General features: G+C 70.9%; 12 protein-coding genes. 3 read left to right on the forward strand and 9 right to left on the reverse strand.

Translation table 11 applies throughout. The annotated features are described in order from the left end of the window. Positions 1-23: 23 nt before the first annotated feature. Complete coding sequence (locus ACIBEJ_RS22765; protein ID WP_397184779.1) at positions 24-1,247, reverse strand: MFS transporter; 1,224 nt, start codon at positions 1,245-1,247, stop codon at positions 24-26. An 86-nt stretch (positions 1,248-1,333) separates the two neighbouring features. Between ACIBEJ_RS22765 and ACIBEJ_RS22770 the strand changes: the two genes are divergently transcribed. Next, entirely contained in the window at positions 1,334-2,263 is a 930-nt protein-coding gene (locus ACIBEJ_RS22770; protein ID WP_397184780.1) for a LysR family transcriptional regulator, read from the forward strand. A 94-nt stretch (positions 2,264-2,357) separates the two neighbouring features. Here the strand turns inward: ACIBEJ_RS22770 and ACIBEJ_RS22775 are convergent, their stop codons facing one another. Next, the gene (locus ACIBEJ_RS22775; protein WP_397184781.1) at positions 2,358-2,984 is read right to left on the reverse strand and encodes an SRPBCC family protein; all 627 of its coding nucleotides are present in this window, start codon (positions 2,982-2,984) and stop codon (positions 2,358-2,360) included. Between the two features lie 30 nt (positions 2,985-3,014). Further along, the gene (locus ACIBEJ_RS22780) at positions 3,015-3,356 is read right to left on the reverse strand and encodes a hypothetical protein (protein WP_397184782.1); all 342 of its coding nucleotides are present in this window, start codon (positions 3,354-3,356) and stop codon (positions 3,015-3,017) included. Between the two features lie 143 nt (positions 3,357-3,499). On the opposite strand from ACIBEJ_RS22780, the gene ACIBEJ_RS22785 reads away from it, so the two are divergent. Then, positions 3,500-4,144: a TetR/AcrR family transcriptional regulator gene (locus tag ACIBEJ_RS22785; protein ID WP_397184783.1), complete on the forward strand. Its 645-nt coding sequence runs from the start codon at positions 3,500-3,502 to the stop codon at positions 4,142-4,144. 87 nt (positions 4,145-4,231) lie between these two features. Here the strand turns inward: ACIBEJ_RS22785 and ACIBEJ_RS22790 are convergent, their stop codons facing one another. From ACIBEJ_RS22790 to ACIBEJ_RS22815, 6 genes are all read right to left on the reverse strand, one after another. Next, complete coding sequence (locus tag ACIBEJ_RS22790; protein ID WP_397184784.1) at positions 4,232-4,630, reverse strand: hypothetical protein; 399 nt, start codon at positions 4,628-4,630, stop codon at positions 4,232-4,234. Between the two features lie 198 nt (positions 4,631-4,828). Further along, positions 4,829-5,686 carry a formate dehydrogenase accessory sulfurtransferase FdhD gene (gene fdhD, locus ACIBEJ_RS22795; protein ID WP_397184785.1) on the reverse strand — a complete coding sequence of 286 codons (858 nt, stop codon included), beginning with the start codon at positions 5,684-5,686 and terminating at the stop codon, positions 4,829-4,831. Continuing rightward, complete coding sequence (locus ACIBEJ_RS22800) at positions 5,679-6,518, reverse strand: 2Fe-2S iron-sulfur cluster-binding protein (RefSeq protein WP_397185280.1); 840 nt, start codon at positions 6,516-6,518, stop codon at positions 5,679-5,681. The genes fdhD and ACIBEJ_RS22800 overlap by 8 nt, the downstream gene beginning before the upstream one ends. Further along, a complete protein-coding gene (locus ACIBEJ_RS22805; RefSeq protein ID WP_397184786.1) occupies positions 6,518-8,410 on the reverse strand; it encodes an NAD(P)H-dependent oxidoreductase subunit E in 1,893 nt (630 codons plus the stop codon). The genes ACIBEJ_RS22800 and ACIBEJ_RS22805 overlap by 1 nt, the downstream gene beginning before the upstream one ends. Next, positions 8,410-10,311, reverse strand: a complete 1,902-nt coding sequence (locus tag ACIBEJ_RS22810; protein WP_397184787.1) for a molybdopterin oxidoreductase family protein — start codon at positions 10,309-10,311, stop codon at positions 8,410-8,412. Before ACIBEJ_RS22810 ends, ACIBEJ_RS22805 begins: the two co-directional genes overlap by 1 nt. 38 nt (positions 10,312-10,349) lie before the next feature. Next, positions 10,350-11,327 carry a 2-dehydropantoate 2-reductase gene (locus tag ACIBEJ_RS22815; RefSeq protein WP_397184788.1) on the reverse strand — a complete coding sequence of 326 codons (978 nt, stop codon included), beginning with the start codon at positions 11,325-11,327 and terminating at the stop codon, positions 10,350-10,352. A gap of 73 nt (positions 11,328-11,400) precedes the next feature. Between ACIBEJ_RS22815 and ACIBEJ_RS22820 the strand changes: the two genes are divergently transcribed. Next, positions 11,401-12,594 carry a molybdopterin molybdotransferase MoeA gene (locus tag ACIBEJ_RS22820; RefSeq protein WP_397184789.1) on the forward strand — a complete coding sequence of 398 codons (1,194 nt, stop codon included), beginning with the start codon at positions 11,401-11,403 and terminating at the stop codon, positions 12,592-12,594. Positions 12,595-12,675: the final 81 nt, after the last annotated feature.

Here is a 12,675-nt window from a genome sequence, read left to right on the forward strand (position 1 = left end):
ACGGCGGGGCCACGGCCCCGCCCTCACCCGGTCGCCCTGCGGGGCAGCAGCAGCGGCGTGGCCAGGAGCAGCACCCCCGCCGCCGCGATCGCGGCTCGGGTGCCGGCGAGGGCGCCCAGCAGGCCCCACAGGGCGGTCATGGCCGCGATGGTGAGGCTGGTGCTGATCGACCAGGCGGACAACGTGCGGGCGACCCGGCCGGGCCCGGTGTGGTCGAGCCGGTAGGTGGCCAGGACCGGGTTGAACATCGCCAAGCAGGTCACCAGCCCCGACTGGACGACGATCACGAGCACGATCCCGGGCAGGCCGGGCTGTACGAACGCCAGCCCGACGGGCCAGATCGCGCGCAGCGTGCCGGTGGTGAGCATCATCGCGCGCTGCCCGAACCGTCTCACCAGCCGCCTGGCCAGCCGGGCCCCGGCCAGGCCGCCGAGGCAGGGGAGTGCGAAGGCGAGGCCGTACTCCCAGGGTTCGAACCCGAGATGGCCCAGCATGAGCACGGCCATCAGCGGCTCGGCCGCCATGATCAGGCCGTTGACCAGGATCGTGTTGACGAACAGGCGGCGCAGCACTGGGTTCCCGAGGATGTCGCGCCATCCTTCGAGCAGGTCACCGGCGCTTGGGCGTGAGGGAGCGGTGCGGGTGGGGCGCGGCTCGTCCCAGCGGATCGCGCGTACACACAGGGCCGACAGCAGGTAGCTCACCGCGTCGGCCAGGACCGTCGTCACCGGCCCGAACAGCCCGGTCGCGGCTCCGCCGAGCGGCGGGCCGACGACGGTCGCCGACCACATCGTGGACTCGAAGCGGCTGTTGGCGGCCAGCAGGTCCTCCTGCGGAACCAGCGCCTTCAGGTACGCGCCGCCGGCCGCCGTGAAGGCGATCTTGGCCGCGGCGCTGATGATCGCCACCACCAGGAGCTGGGCGAAGCTGAGCAGGCCGAGCGCGAACGCCACGGGGACGCTCGCCAGTGCCCCGAACCTGACCAGGTCTGTCGTGACCATGACCGGCCGCTTGCGGCGGAACTCCACCCACGGGCCCAGCGGGATCGCGACGATCGCCCCGACGGCGAGTCCGGCGGCGGACAACGCCGATACCTCGGCCGGCCCTGATCCCAGCACGAGGACCGCGATCAGGGGAAAGGCTCCGAAGCTCAGGCTGGTGCCGTACGAGCTGATCGCATAAGCCCCCCACAACCACCCGAACCCACATCCGCGCGAACCCCTCCGTAGCCCGTCTGTCACGGGCACATCCAAGCGGCAGGCGGAGGGCCGGATCAAACAACCGACGCGGCCCTCGGACACAACCGAACGTTGTGGCACTAGCATCGGTCGGCGTGGATCTCGATGCCGTGCGGACCTTCGTGGCCGCCGCCGACGCGGGCCGGTTCCAGGACGCCGCCGACGAGTTGTCGATCACCCAGCAGGCCGTCTCCAAGCGGGTGGCGGCCCTGGAACGCGACCTCGGCGTGCCGCTGTTCACGCGCACCGCGCGAGGGAGCAGGCTCACCATCGACGGCCAGGCGTTCCTGCCGCATGCCCGCGACCTGCTGAAGGCGGAGGAGCGAGCGGTCGCCAGCGTCCGCCCCGGCAGCCGCGCGCTACGCGTGGATGTGATCGGCAGGCGGCTGGCCCCCGCCGCCCTCCTGGGCGCCTTCCACCGCGCCCACCCCGAGATCGAACTCGACGTCGTGACCCTCTTCGACGCCGACGCCGCCATGGCCGCGCTCGGATCCGGCACGATCGACGCGTCCTTCCGCGCCGTCACCATGCCCGGCAGAAGGCTCCCCGACGACGTGGAGGCCGCCCGGGTCCACGACGAACCCATCCAGCTCCTCACCGGCCCCGCCCACGCCCTCGCCACCGCCCGCACGGTCACCCCCGCCGACCTGGCCGGCCACCGGATCTGGATGCCCGGCATCGTCCCCGGCACCGAGTGGGGCGCCTACTACGCCGACCTGGCCGCCGCGTTCGGCCTCACCATCGAGATCACCGGCCCCGACTTCGGCACAGAGCCGCTCCTGGACACGATCGCCGACTCGCGCTCGCTGGCGACCTTCGTGGGCGAGCAGACCAGACTCGTCTGGCCCGCCGACCACGGCCTGCGCCGCATCGCCGTGACCGATCCCATGCCTGTCTATCCGCACTCCCTGACCTGGCGCCGCGACAACCCCCACCCGGCCCTGGCCGCCCTCCGCACCCACTTCGCCACCCGGCAGGAGCCCGGCGACGACGTCTGGACCCCGACCTGGACCAACCCACACTGACCTCACTCCACGCCGCGCCGGCCGAGGTCGTGACGACCCCGAGGCCCGCGCCGGCGGTTTCGCGCCGGTGCGGGCCTGGTCTTCGGTGGTACGGCTATCGCCGGTGCTCGGCCTCGGCGGTGGTCTTCAGGTCACGCAGCCATGCCTCCAGGCCCTTGCCCAGGAACTGGGTGGCGAGCGGGGCGTTGGACTCGATCTGCTTGCCGGCGTGGGTCTCCTCGGTGCGTACCAGGACACCGCCCTTGACCTTCTCGAACGTCCAGACGTGGACGCCCCGGTCGATGCGGAGTCCCTCGCCGATCGCGGGGCCGGTCCAGCGGATGCACCGGTCCTTCTTCAGTTGCTTCACCGTGGAGGTGATGACCAGCGTGGTGGGCGGGGTGACGGGGGTGGCGGGCACCGGGGTGGTCCAGCGGAAGCGCGAGTGCTCGCGGAACGGCCCCTTGTCGAGGCGCTTCATGGTGGCGACGGGCTTCTGCCAGTCCGGCCAGCGTTCCACGTCGGTCTGAAGCTTCCAGATCGTCCGCATGGGCGCCTTGACCAGGATCTCGCTCCGGTAGCGGACCTTGGCGCCGGGGTCCACGCCCACGCCGCGGCAGGTCAGGCCACCGGTCTGCGGGGCGTCGGGGCCGGGCCGGGTGGCGGCCTGTGCGGCCGGGGCGTTGGCCAGGAGTACCCCGGCGGCGGCGAGGGAGAGGGTGAGGGCGGCGAGCTTGGGCATGAGGTTTCCCTTTCGGTGCGGTTCGGTGGTTCAGCCGCGGCGGGCGCGGAGGATGGCCACGATGAGCGCGGCGGAGGCGGCGACGATCAGGGCGACGAAGCCGGGGTGGATGTCCTTGGACATGCTCGGCGCGCCGTCGGGACGCGCCTGCCAGATGATGAACGGGATCGTCCACGTGGCGGCGACGATCGCGGCCGTCACGCGCACCAGCCGGTCGCGAACCAGGCGGAGCGCGCCGACCAGCGCGACGACGACCGGGATGATCGCCAGCATGGCGAACTGGCCGACCACCATGACGGGAACCGCCCAGGCGGAGATGGTGACCGCGAGCGGGATGCGCCGGCTGGTGGCGGGGGCGAGGGCGGTGGTCATGACGGTTCCTTCCGGTCGCTGCTAGAGCTTCATGCTTACGTTAGAAGTTATAACGAAGCATGGAAGGAAGCGTCAAGAGGTTTCGTGATACCTTCTAACGAAATCTTGAGGATGTAGTTCGCGGCGGCGGAAGGCGGCAGGAGATGGCGGAGACGACGAAGAGCCCCCGCGAGCGCTACCGCACCCAGGTACGCGCGGAGATCAAGGAACACGCCTGGGAACAGATCGCCACCACTGGCGCCTCCGCGCTCTCCCTGAACGCGATCGCCAAGCAGATGGGCATGAGCGGCCCTGCCCTCTACCGCTACTACGCCAGCCGCGACGACCTGATCACCGAGCTCATCAGGGACGCCTACCGAAGCCTCGCCGACACCGTCCTGAGTGCCGCGACGGCCGGCGCCGACCTGGCCGGACTGGCCCACGCGATGCGCGACTGGGCCTTGGCGGACCCCCAGCGCTACCTGCTGATCTACGGCACTCCCGTGCCCGGCTACCAGGCGCCCGACGACATCACGCTCATCTCATCCGAGATCATGACGGCCCTTCTGGACGCCGCCGTGAAGCTCCCCCAGCATGCCGAGCCGACCCCCCTGGACCTGCACCTCGCCGACCACCGTGACTGGGCCGCCGGCCACCCCGCCCCGCCCGAGGCCCTGCACCGGGCACTGAGCTTCTGGACCCGCGTACACGGCGTCCTGTCCCTGGAACTCGCCGGCCACTTCACCGGCATGCGCTTCGACCCCGCCCTGCTCTTCGAAGCCGAACTCAACGACCTCCTGACCCGCTGACCGCTCCGGAACACGCAGACGCCCCCGCGGCGCGACGGTCGACGTCAGTGCCTGGGGGCGTGCGCGATCAGTGCCGAGGCTGACTTATCAGGTGCTGAAGACCTGGAGTTTGGTGAAGCCCGAGGAGCAGTTGAGGTACACGGAGGCGCCGTAGCCCCAGATGTTGGCACTGGCCTCCCCGCTGGTCTGGTACCTGCCGTTGCACCAGCCCGCGATGTAGTACCCGTTCACGGAGGTGTACTTGGCCCGGCAGCGGACCGAGAACTTGGTGATGTCGCCCTGCAGATCGGAAACTCGCGTGATCTTGCAATCCAGCATGCCGCTGACCCATACATCCGTCGCCGCCTGCGCCGGTCCGGCGGCGGCGAACAGCGTGACGAGGCCGGCGGCGACCGTGGCCAGACCGCTGAGGCCGGCGATCGCCACCCTGCCGCGCTTGCGGGCCGATGAGACCTCTCGGGTACGCCTGCTGACCATTCCGGGCATGGATTTCTCCTTGACGAGGGTGGGTTCTCTAGGGAGAAATCATGACAATCACCGCTTTAGATCGGCTTTTCCTGCTATCGGGCAGGCGTGACTCGTCACCGGGACGAACGGGTTCACGTCCTGAACGGCGGGCCGTGCTGGGTGGGTGGGATGCCGGACGGTGTCGGGGGCACCGGAGCACCGTGCGGCATCCCGTCATCACCCCGGACTGCGTCCACCGGCAGAGCCGAGGCCGGTGGCCGGGGTGACGTCGAGGCGGTGCTCGCCGGTGTAGACGTTCATCGACTCCCCCCGCAGGAAGCCGATCAGCGTCATCCCCTCCTCGGCGGCCAGTTCCACGGCCAGGGAGGAGGGCGCCGACACCGCGGCCAGCACCGGTATCCCGGCCATGACCGCCTTCTGCACCAGTTCGAAGGAGGCGCGTCCCGAGACCATCAGGACGGTCTCGCGCAGCGGCAGCAGGTCGCCGCGCAGCGCCCAGCCGATGAGCTTGTCCACCGCGTTGTGCCGGCCCACGTCCTCGCGTACGCACATCGCGTCCCCGGCCGGGGTGAACAGGCCCGCCGCGTGCAGCCCCCCGGTGCGGTCGAAGACACGCTGGGCCGAGCGCAACCGGTCGGGCAGGGCGGTGATCGTCCGGTGGCTCAGCCTGACCTGGTCCTCGCGCGGCGTCCACCTGGCCACGGTGCGTACCGCCTCCAGCGACGCCTTCCCGCACACGCCGCAGGACGACGTGGTGTAGAAGTTGCGGGGTTCGGGCCGGGGCAGGCCGGGCGCCAGCCGTACATCGAGGACGTTGTACGTGTTGGTCCCGTCGGCCAGGGCCCCCGCGCAGTAGCGGATGGCGGCGACGTCGGCGGCGCGCCCCACCGCGCCCTCGCTGACCAGGAACCCGGCGGCCAGGTCGAAGTCGTCGCCCGGCGTGCGCATGGTGACGGTCAGGGGGGTGCCGTCGAGGCGGATCTCGAGGGGTTCCTCGGCGGCGAGGGAGTCGAAGCGGCGGGTCGTGGTGTCGCGGACCCGCAGGATGGGGCGTTTGATCGTCACTCTAGACATAGCCGTACCCGAAACGTCCCTTCACGCAGAGGTTGCCGTGGGTGACCGGGTTGTCGTGGGGTGACGTCACCTTGACGATCTTGTTGTCCTGGACGTGGAGGGTGAGGTTGCAGCCGACGCCGCAGTAACTGCAGACGGTGGTGGTCTCGCTCTGGCGCTCCTCGTCCCAGGTGCCCTCGGCGCGCATGTCGAACTCGGTCTTGAACGACAGCGCCCCGGTCGGGCAGACCTCGACGCAGTTGCCGCAGTAGACGCAGGCCGAGTCGGTGAGCGGCGCGTCCCACTCGGTGGAGATGGTGGCGTCGAAGCCGCGCCCGGCCGCGGTGATGGCGAAGGAGTTCTGCCACTGCTCGCCGCAGGCGTCCACGCACTTGTAGCACAGGATGCACTTGCTGTAGTCGCGCACGTACAGGTCGTTGTCCACCTTGGCGGGCTGCTCGACGGTGGCCGCGTCCTCGCCGAACCTGGCCGGGTCGGCCCCGTACTCCGCCATCCACTCCTTGGCCCGCGGGGTCGTAGACAGGTCGGTGGAGGAGGCCAGCAGTTCGAGCACGACCTTGCGGCTGTGGCGGGCGCGCTCGGTGCCGGTGGCCACCTTCATCCCGGCCTCCGCCTTGCGCGAGCAGGCCGGGGCCAGCGTGCGCGCGCCCTCGACCTCGACCACGCAGACGCGGCAGGCGTTCTTCGGGGTGAGGGTGTCGCCGTGGCAGAGCGTCGGGATGTCCTTTCCCGCCGTCGCGCAGGCGTCCAGGAGCGTCGCTCCTTCGGGCACCCGTACGGCTTCGCCGTCGATCTCGACGTCGATCAGCCGCCGAGGGGGTTGCAACGGGATCACTTGAAGACTCCCAACCGGTCGATGGCCGACTCGACCGCGTTCCAGGCGGTCTGGCCGAGGCCGCAGATGGAGGCGTCGCGCATGGTCTGGCCGACCTCGCGCAGCAGGACCAGGTCGGCGTGGTCGACGCGGCGCGAGAGGCGGTGCAGCGCCTCCTCCTGCCGGACGGTTCCGACCCGGCACGGCACGCACTGGCCGCACGACTCGTCGCGGAAGAACTCGGCGATGCGCAGCAGGATGCCCTTGAGGTCGACGTCCTCGCCGAGCACGAGCACGACGCCGGAACCCAGCGTGGCTCCGGCCTGCCGGGTGCCCTCGAAGGTCAGCGGGATGTCCAGATCGGTGACGAACGCCCCGGCCGCGCCGCCCAGCAGCACCGCCCTGACCGCGCCGGTGGGCTCGGCCAGGTCGAGCAGTTCCCTGAGCGTGCCGCCGAAGGGCAGCTCATACACCCCCGGTTTCCCGATATTTCCGGACACGCAGAACAGCTTGGGCTCCGCGCCCCTGTACGCCTCAGGACCCCGCTCCAGAATCGGCAGGACGTTGACCAGCGTCTCCACGTTGTTGACCACGGTCGGCTTGCCGAACAGGCCCTTCTCCACCGGGAACGGCGGCTTGCTGCGCGGCTCGCCACGCTGCCCCTCGATGGAGTTGAAGATCGCCGTCTCCTCCCCGCAGATGTACGCGCCCGCGCCCCGCCTGAGCTCGATGTCGAAGGAGAATCTCTGGCCCAGGATGTCCGCGCCGAGCAGGCCCCGGGCTCGGGCGGTGGCCATGGCGTTCTCCAGCGCGTGCCTTGCCCGTGGGTATTCGCCCCTGATGTACAGGTAGCCCTTGGCGCAGCCGGTGGCGTAGGCGGCGATCGTCATGGCCTCGATCAGCGCGTACGGGTCGCCCTCCATGATGACGCGGTCCTTGAAGGTGCCCGGCTCGCTCTCGTCTGCGTTGCAGACCAGGTAGTGGGGATGGTCGGGCTGGCGGGCCGTCGCCTCCCACTTGCGCCCGGTCGGGAACGCGGCGCCACCCCTGCCGACCAGGCCGGACTCGGTGACCTCCCTGATCACGCCGGTGGGGCCGAGCTGGAAGGCCCGGCGCAGGGCCTGGTAGCCGCCCTGGGCCCGGTAGTCGTCCAGGCTCAGCGGGTCCACGACCCCGGCCCGCCGCAACAGCACCAGCCCGCCCCGCCCAGCCTGCGGCACCGCCGCCGCCACGGGCGTTTCACCCGCAACGGAATCGGTCAGACCGGGGTCGGTCAGACCAGGGGATGTCAGACCTGGGGATGTCGGACCGGGGTCGGTCAGACCTGAGGTTGTCAGACCTGGGGATGTCAGACCTGAGCCGGCTGGACCGGAGTCGGTCAGACCGGAGGTGGTCAGATCTGGGGTGGCTGGGGCGTGGATGGTGGCTGATGGGGGGTTGCCTGCCGTCAAGGTCAGGCAGGCCGGTGCCCGTTCGCACAATCCCAGACAAGGACTCTCCTGCCAGGCCGTCCCCGGCGGCCCGAGCCGGTCCTCGACCGCCTGCCGTACCTGGGAGGCGCCCCGAGCGTGACAGGTTAGGTCCGTGCAGACGTGCAGCACCGAGGCGGGACGTTCGGACAGCGAGAACAGCGAGTAGAACGACGCCACCCCGAACGCCTCGGCCGGCGGCACGGTCAGGCGGCGGCAGATGTAGTCCAGCGCGCCCTCGCTGATCCACCCCACCCGGTCGTTGACCGCGTGCAGCGCGGGCAGCAACAGGTCCCTGGCCGGTTCCGCGCGGGCGGCGAAGCGCAGGTCGGCGGCGGTTCTGTCGCCGCCGTCCCACGCGGTGGCGGGCGGGCCGAGGAGCGCGTCGACGGCGGCGCGCTCCTCGGGGGTGGGCTCGGCGTCGCGGAAGCGCAGGTCCATCAGCCCACCTTCACAAGCTTCTCGACCCGTACGGCTGCCGCCTTGAACTCCGCCGTCCCCGCGATGGGACAGGTCGCCTCGATGGTGAGGGCGTTGGTGTCCACCTCGTCGGGAAAGTGCATCGTCATGAACACCAGCCCGGGCCGCAGCGCGGGATCGATGAAGACGGGCGCGACGACGGAGCCGCGCCTGGAGGTGATCCGCACCTCCTCCCCGGCGGCGAGCCCGAGCCGGATCGCGTCCTCCGGGCACAGCTCGATGGTCTCCCCGCGCCGCAGCGGCGAGGCGAACCCGGAGGACTGCACGCCGGTGTTGTAGGAGTCGAGCCGCCGCCCGGTCGTGAGCCGGAGCGGGTACTCCTCGTCGAGCAGGTCCACCGGCGGCGAGTGGCGCAGCACGGCGAAGGGGGCGGGGACGCCGCGCCGGGCGGGGTCGCTCTCCCAGAGCCGCCCGTGCAGGTAGGGCGGTTCGACGGAGTCCTCCGACGGGCACGGCCACTGGATGCCCTGCAGGTCGGCCAGCCGCTGGTAGGTCATACCGGCGTGGGCGGGGGACAGGGCGCGCAGCTCGTTCCAGACCTCTTCGGCGCCGTCGTAGTGCCAGTCGTGGCCGAGCCTGCGGGCCAGCTCGCACATGATCCAGATGTCGTCGCGGGCCTCGCCGGGCGGGTCGAGCGCCTTGCGGACACGCTGGACGCGGCGCTCGCTGTTGGTGAAGGTGCCGTCGCTCTCGCACCAGGCGGCGCTGGCGGGCAGGACCACGTCGGCGAGCTGGGCGGTCTTGGTGAGGAAAATGTCCTGGACGACCAGGTGGTCGAGCATGGACAGGCGTTTGACGCAGGCCAGCGAGTCGGCCTCGGACTGGACGGGGTTCTCGCCGATGAGGTAGCAGGTGGTGACCTCGCCCTCGGCCATCGCCTCCAGCATCTGGGTGAGATTAAGCCCATATTTCGGCTGAATCCCGATATTCCAGGCGGACTCGAAGCGCCGCCGCACCGCCGGGTCCAGGATGTCCTGGAAGCCCGGCAGCCGGTTGGGGATGGCCCCCATGTCCCCGCCGCCCTGCACGTTGTTCTGGCCGCGCAGCGGCGACAGACCGGAGCCGTAGCGGCCGACGTGCCCGGTCAGCAGCGCGAGGTTGATCAGCGCGCGCACGTTGTCGGTGGCGTTGTGGTGCTCGGTGATGCCGAGCGTCCAGCAGAGCTGGGCCCGGTCGGCGCGGGCGTAGGCGTGGGCCAGCTCCTTGATCGCCTCCGCCGGTACGCCGGTCACCTGCTCGGCGGCGGTGAGCGTCCACGGCTCGACCGAGGCGGCGAACTCCGCGAACCCCGACGTCGCCCGCTCGATGAACGCCTGGTTGTGCAGCCCGGAGTGGATGATCTCGCGGGCTACGGCGTGGGCGAGGGGGATGTCGGTCCCGACGTTCAGGCCGAGCCAGCGGTCGGCCCACTGCGCGGTGCCGGTGCGCCTCGGGTCGACGGCGAACATGCGGGCGCCCTTGTGGATGCCCTTGAGCACGTGGTGGAAGAAGATGGGGTGGGCGTTCCTGGCAGCCGAACCCCACATCACGATCACGTCGGTGTCCTCGACCTCCTGGTAGGAGGAGGTGCCGCCTCCACTGCCGAACACCGCCGACAACCCCGCCACGCTGGGCGCGTGGCAGGTGCGGTTGCAGGAGTCCACGTTGTTGGTGCCCATGACCACACGGGTGAACTTCTGGCCTATGTAGTTCATCTCGTTGGTGGAGCGTGCGCACGACAACATCGCGAAGGTGTCGGGGCCGTGCCGCTCGACGGCACGCCTGAAGCCCTCGGCGGCGCGGTCGAGCGCCTCGTCCCAAGTGGCCTCGCGCAGCACGCCGTCCTCACGCACCAGTGGACGGGTCAGGCGGTCATAGCTCATGATCCCTCCATTCTGTATACAGCCTACGGTATGTCGGGCTAAGCCGTAGGGACAAGGTTCTCGTTCAGCAGGTCGCTCACCGCGTGGATCGCACGCAGCACCGGCACCTCGGCGCCGGTCAGATCGGCCAGTTCGACCACCGCCGCCAGCAGGACGTCCAGTTCCAGCGGCTTGCCCTTCTCCAGGTCCTGCAGCGTGGAGGTCTTGTGCTCGCCCGCCTTCTCCGCGCCGCGCAGCCGCCGTTCGATCGACACACCCGGATCGCACCCGACCCTTCCCGCCACCTCGACGGTCTCCCGCATCATCGCCATGACCAGTTCGCGCGTGCCCTGATGGCGGGCGATGCCGGCCATGGTGGCGCGGGCCAGGGCGCTGATCGGGTTGAAGGCGATGTTGCCCATCAGCTTGATCCACACATCGCGCCGGACGTCGGCCTCGACCGGGCACTTGAGCCCGCCCTCGACCGCGGCCTGGCTGAAGGCGGCGCACCGGGGGGTCAGTTGCCCGCTCGGCTCGCCGATGGAGAACCGGGTTCCCTCCAGGTGCCGGATGACGCCCGGCGCCTCGATCTCGGTGGCGGCGTAGACGACGCAGCCGATCGCGCGCTCCAGCGGCAGCGCCGCGGTGACGGCCCCGTCCGGATCGACGCTCTCGATGCGGTAGCCCTGGTATGGGCCGTTGAGCCCGTGGAAGTACCACCACGGGATGCCGTTCTGCGCGGCGATGATGCTCGTGGCCTCGTGCAGCAACGGCTTGATCATGGGGCCCGCGGCGGCGTAGCTGTTCGCCTTGAGGCCCAGGAAGACGTGGTCCACCTGGCCGACGTGGGTCGGATCGTCGGTGGCATGGGGGTGGGCGACGAAATCGCCCCGGGGGCTGAGCACCCGTACTCCCTCGCGGCGGATGGCCGCAAGGTGCTCGCCTCTCGCGATCAGATGCACCTCGACTCCCGCCCTGTGCAGGGCGGCTCCCACGTACGCGCCGATGGCGCCGGCGCCAAGAACAGCGACTTTCATGCTGCGCTCCGTTCTCGCGTCGGAATCTGCATTCGGTATACAGTATGGAAAAATGCCGGTCAAGGAGCCGCCCATGAGCACACTGTCCTGGGAGCGGGCGCGCGCCCTCGCCGCGGCCCACGCCTGCCCGCCCGCACCGGCCGATCTCCCCCTCCCCGAGGTGTACGGCTGCCGCCTCGCCGAACCCCTCCGCGCCCTGGTCCCGGTGCCGGGCACCGACGTGTCGGCCATGGACGGCTACGCGATCTGCGGTCCGCCGCCCTGGCGGCTGGTGGGCAGGGTGCTGGCCGGGGGAGCGGCCCACCCGTCGCTGGCCGACGGCGAGGCCGTGGAGATCGCCACCGGAGCCCCGGTGCCCGCCGGCGCCATGGCGGTGCTGCCCTACGAAATCGCCGACGCCGACGGCCAGTGGGTCAAGGGCTCGGCCGAGACGGGCCGGCACATCAGGCGCCGGGGCGAGGACGTCCCCCAGGACGCCGTCGTACTCGGGGCCGGGACGGTGGTGACCCCGGCCGTGCTGGGGCTGGCCGCCGGACTGGGACACGACCGGCTCAGGGTGCTGCGCAAGCCCGCGGTGTCGGTGCTGGTGACGGGTGACGAGGTGGTCTTCGCCGGGCTCCCGGCGCCGGGCCGGGTACGCGACGCGATCGGGCCGATGCTGCCGGGTCTGGTCGAGCACGCGGGCGGCCGCCTGCTAGGCGTCACCAGACTGCCCGACAGCGAACACGTGCTGCGAGAGGCGCTCGCGGGCCGCGGCGTGGATCAAGACGCGAGCCCTGGTGAAGGCCACTCCATGGGCCGGGGTCTGGGGCAGGAAGTGGGGGAGAGGGCGGATGTCGTGGTGGTGTGCGGGGCCTCGTCCAAGGGGCCTGCCGACCACCTGCGGAGCGTGCTCCAGGGCGCCGAGGTGCTGGTCGACGGGGTGGCCGTGCGTCCCGGGCATCCGCAACTGCTGGCCCGCCTCACGTCAGGGGCCATGCTCGTGGGCCTGCCGGGCAACCCGTTCGCCGCGCTCGGGGCGGCGCTGACGCTGCTCGTGCCCCTGCTCGGCGGGCCGTACCGGGGAGAGAGCAGCACGCTGGCGGGACCGGTGCGGGCGCATCCGCGCGACACCCGCCTCGTCCCGGTCCGCCGGTCGGGGAAGGGCGCGGTTCCGGTCGGTCACGATCGGCCGGGTTCGTTGTGGGGAGCGGCGCTGGCCGAGGCCCTGGCGGCGGTGCCGCCGGGGTGGTGCGGCGGGCCCGTGGAGTTGATCGAGTTGCCCTAGAGGTCTGGACAGGCCGTTCACAAGGGAGTAACCATTGGCGTCATACGGTATGCAGTATGCGGGAGACAGTCGCCGGGAAGG

This window comes from Nonomuraea sp. NPDC050790, assembly GCF_044456745.1.
Taxonomy (GTDB): Bacteria; Actinomycetota; Actinomycetes; order Streptosporangiales; family Streptosporangiaceae; genus Nonomuraea.

Bases quoted from the DNA above. Each gene is read 5' to 3' on its own strand.
- ACIBEJ_RS22775 (WP_397184781.1), bottom strand. From the start codon at position 2,984: ATGCCCAAGCTCGCCGCCCTCACCCTCTCCCTCGCCGCCGCCGGGGTA.
- ACIBEJ_RS22780 (WP_397184782.1), bottom strand. From the start codon at position 3,356: ATGACCACCGCCCTCGCCCCCGCCACCAGCCGGCGCATCCCGCTCGCG.
- ACIBEJ_RS22785 (WP_397184783.1), top strand. From the start codon at position 3,500: ATGGCGGAGACGACGAAGAGCCCCCGCGAGCGCTACCGCACCCAGGTA.
- ACIBEJ_RS22790 (WP_397184784.1), bottom strand. From the start codon at position 4,630: ATGCCCGGAATGGTCAGCAGGCGTACCCGAGAGGTCTCATCGGCCCGC.
- fdhD (WP_397184785.1), bottom strand. From the start codon at position 5,686: ATGTCTAGAGTGACGATCAAACGCCCCATCCTGCGGGTCCGCGACACC.
- ACIBEJ_RS22805 (WP_397184786.1), bottom strand. From the start codon at position 8,410: ATGGACCTGCGCTTCCGCGACGCCGAGCCCACCCCCGAGGAGCGCGCC.
- ACIBEJ_RS22810 (WP_397184787.1), bottom strand. From the start codon at position 10,311: ATGAGCTATGACCGCCTGACCCGTCCACTGGTGCGTGAGGACGGCGTG.
- ACIBEJ_RS22815 (WP_397184788.1), bottom strand. From the start codon at position 11,327: ATGAAAGTCGCTGTTCTTGGCGCCGGCGCCATCGGCGCGTACGTGGGA.
- ACIBEJ_RS22820 (WP_397184789.1), top strand. From the start codon at position 11,401: ATGAGCACACTGTCCTGGGAGCGGGCGCGCGCCCTCGCCGCGGCCCAC.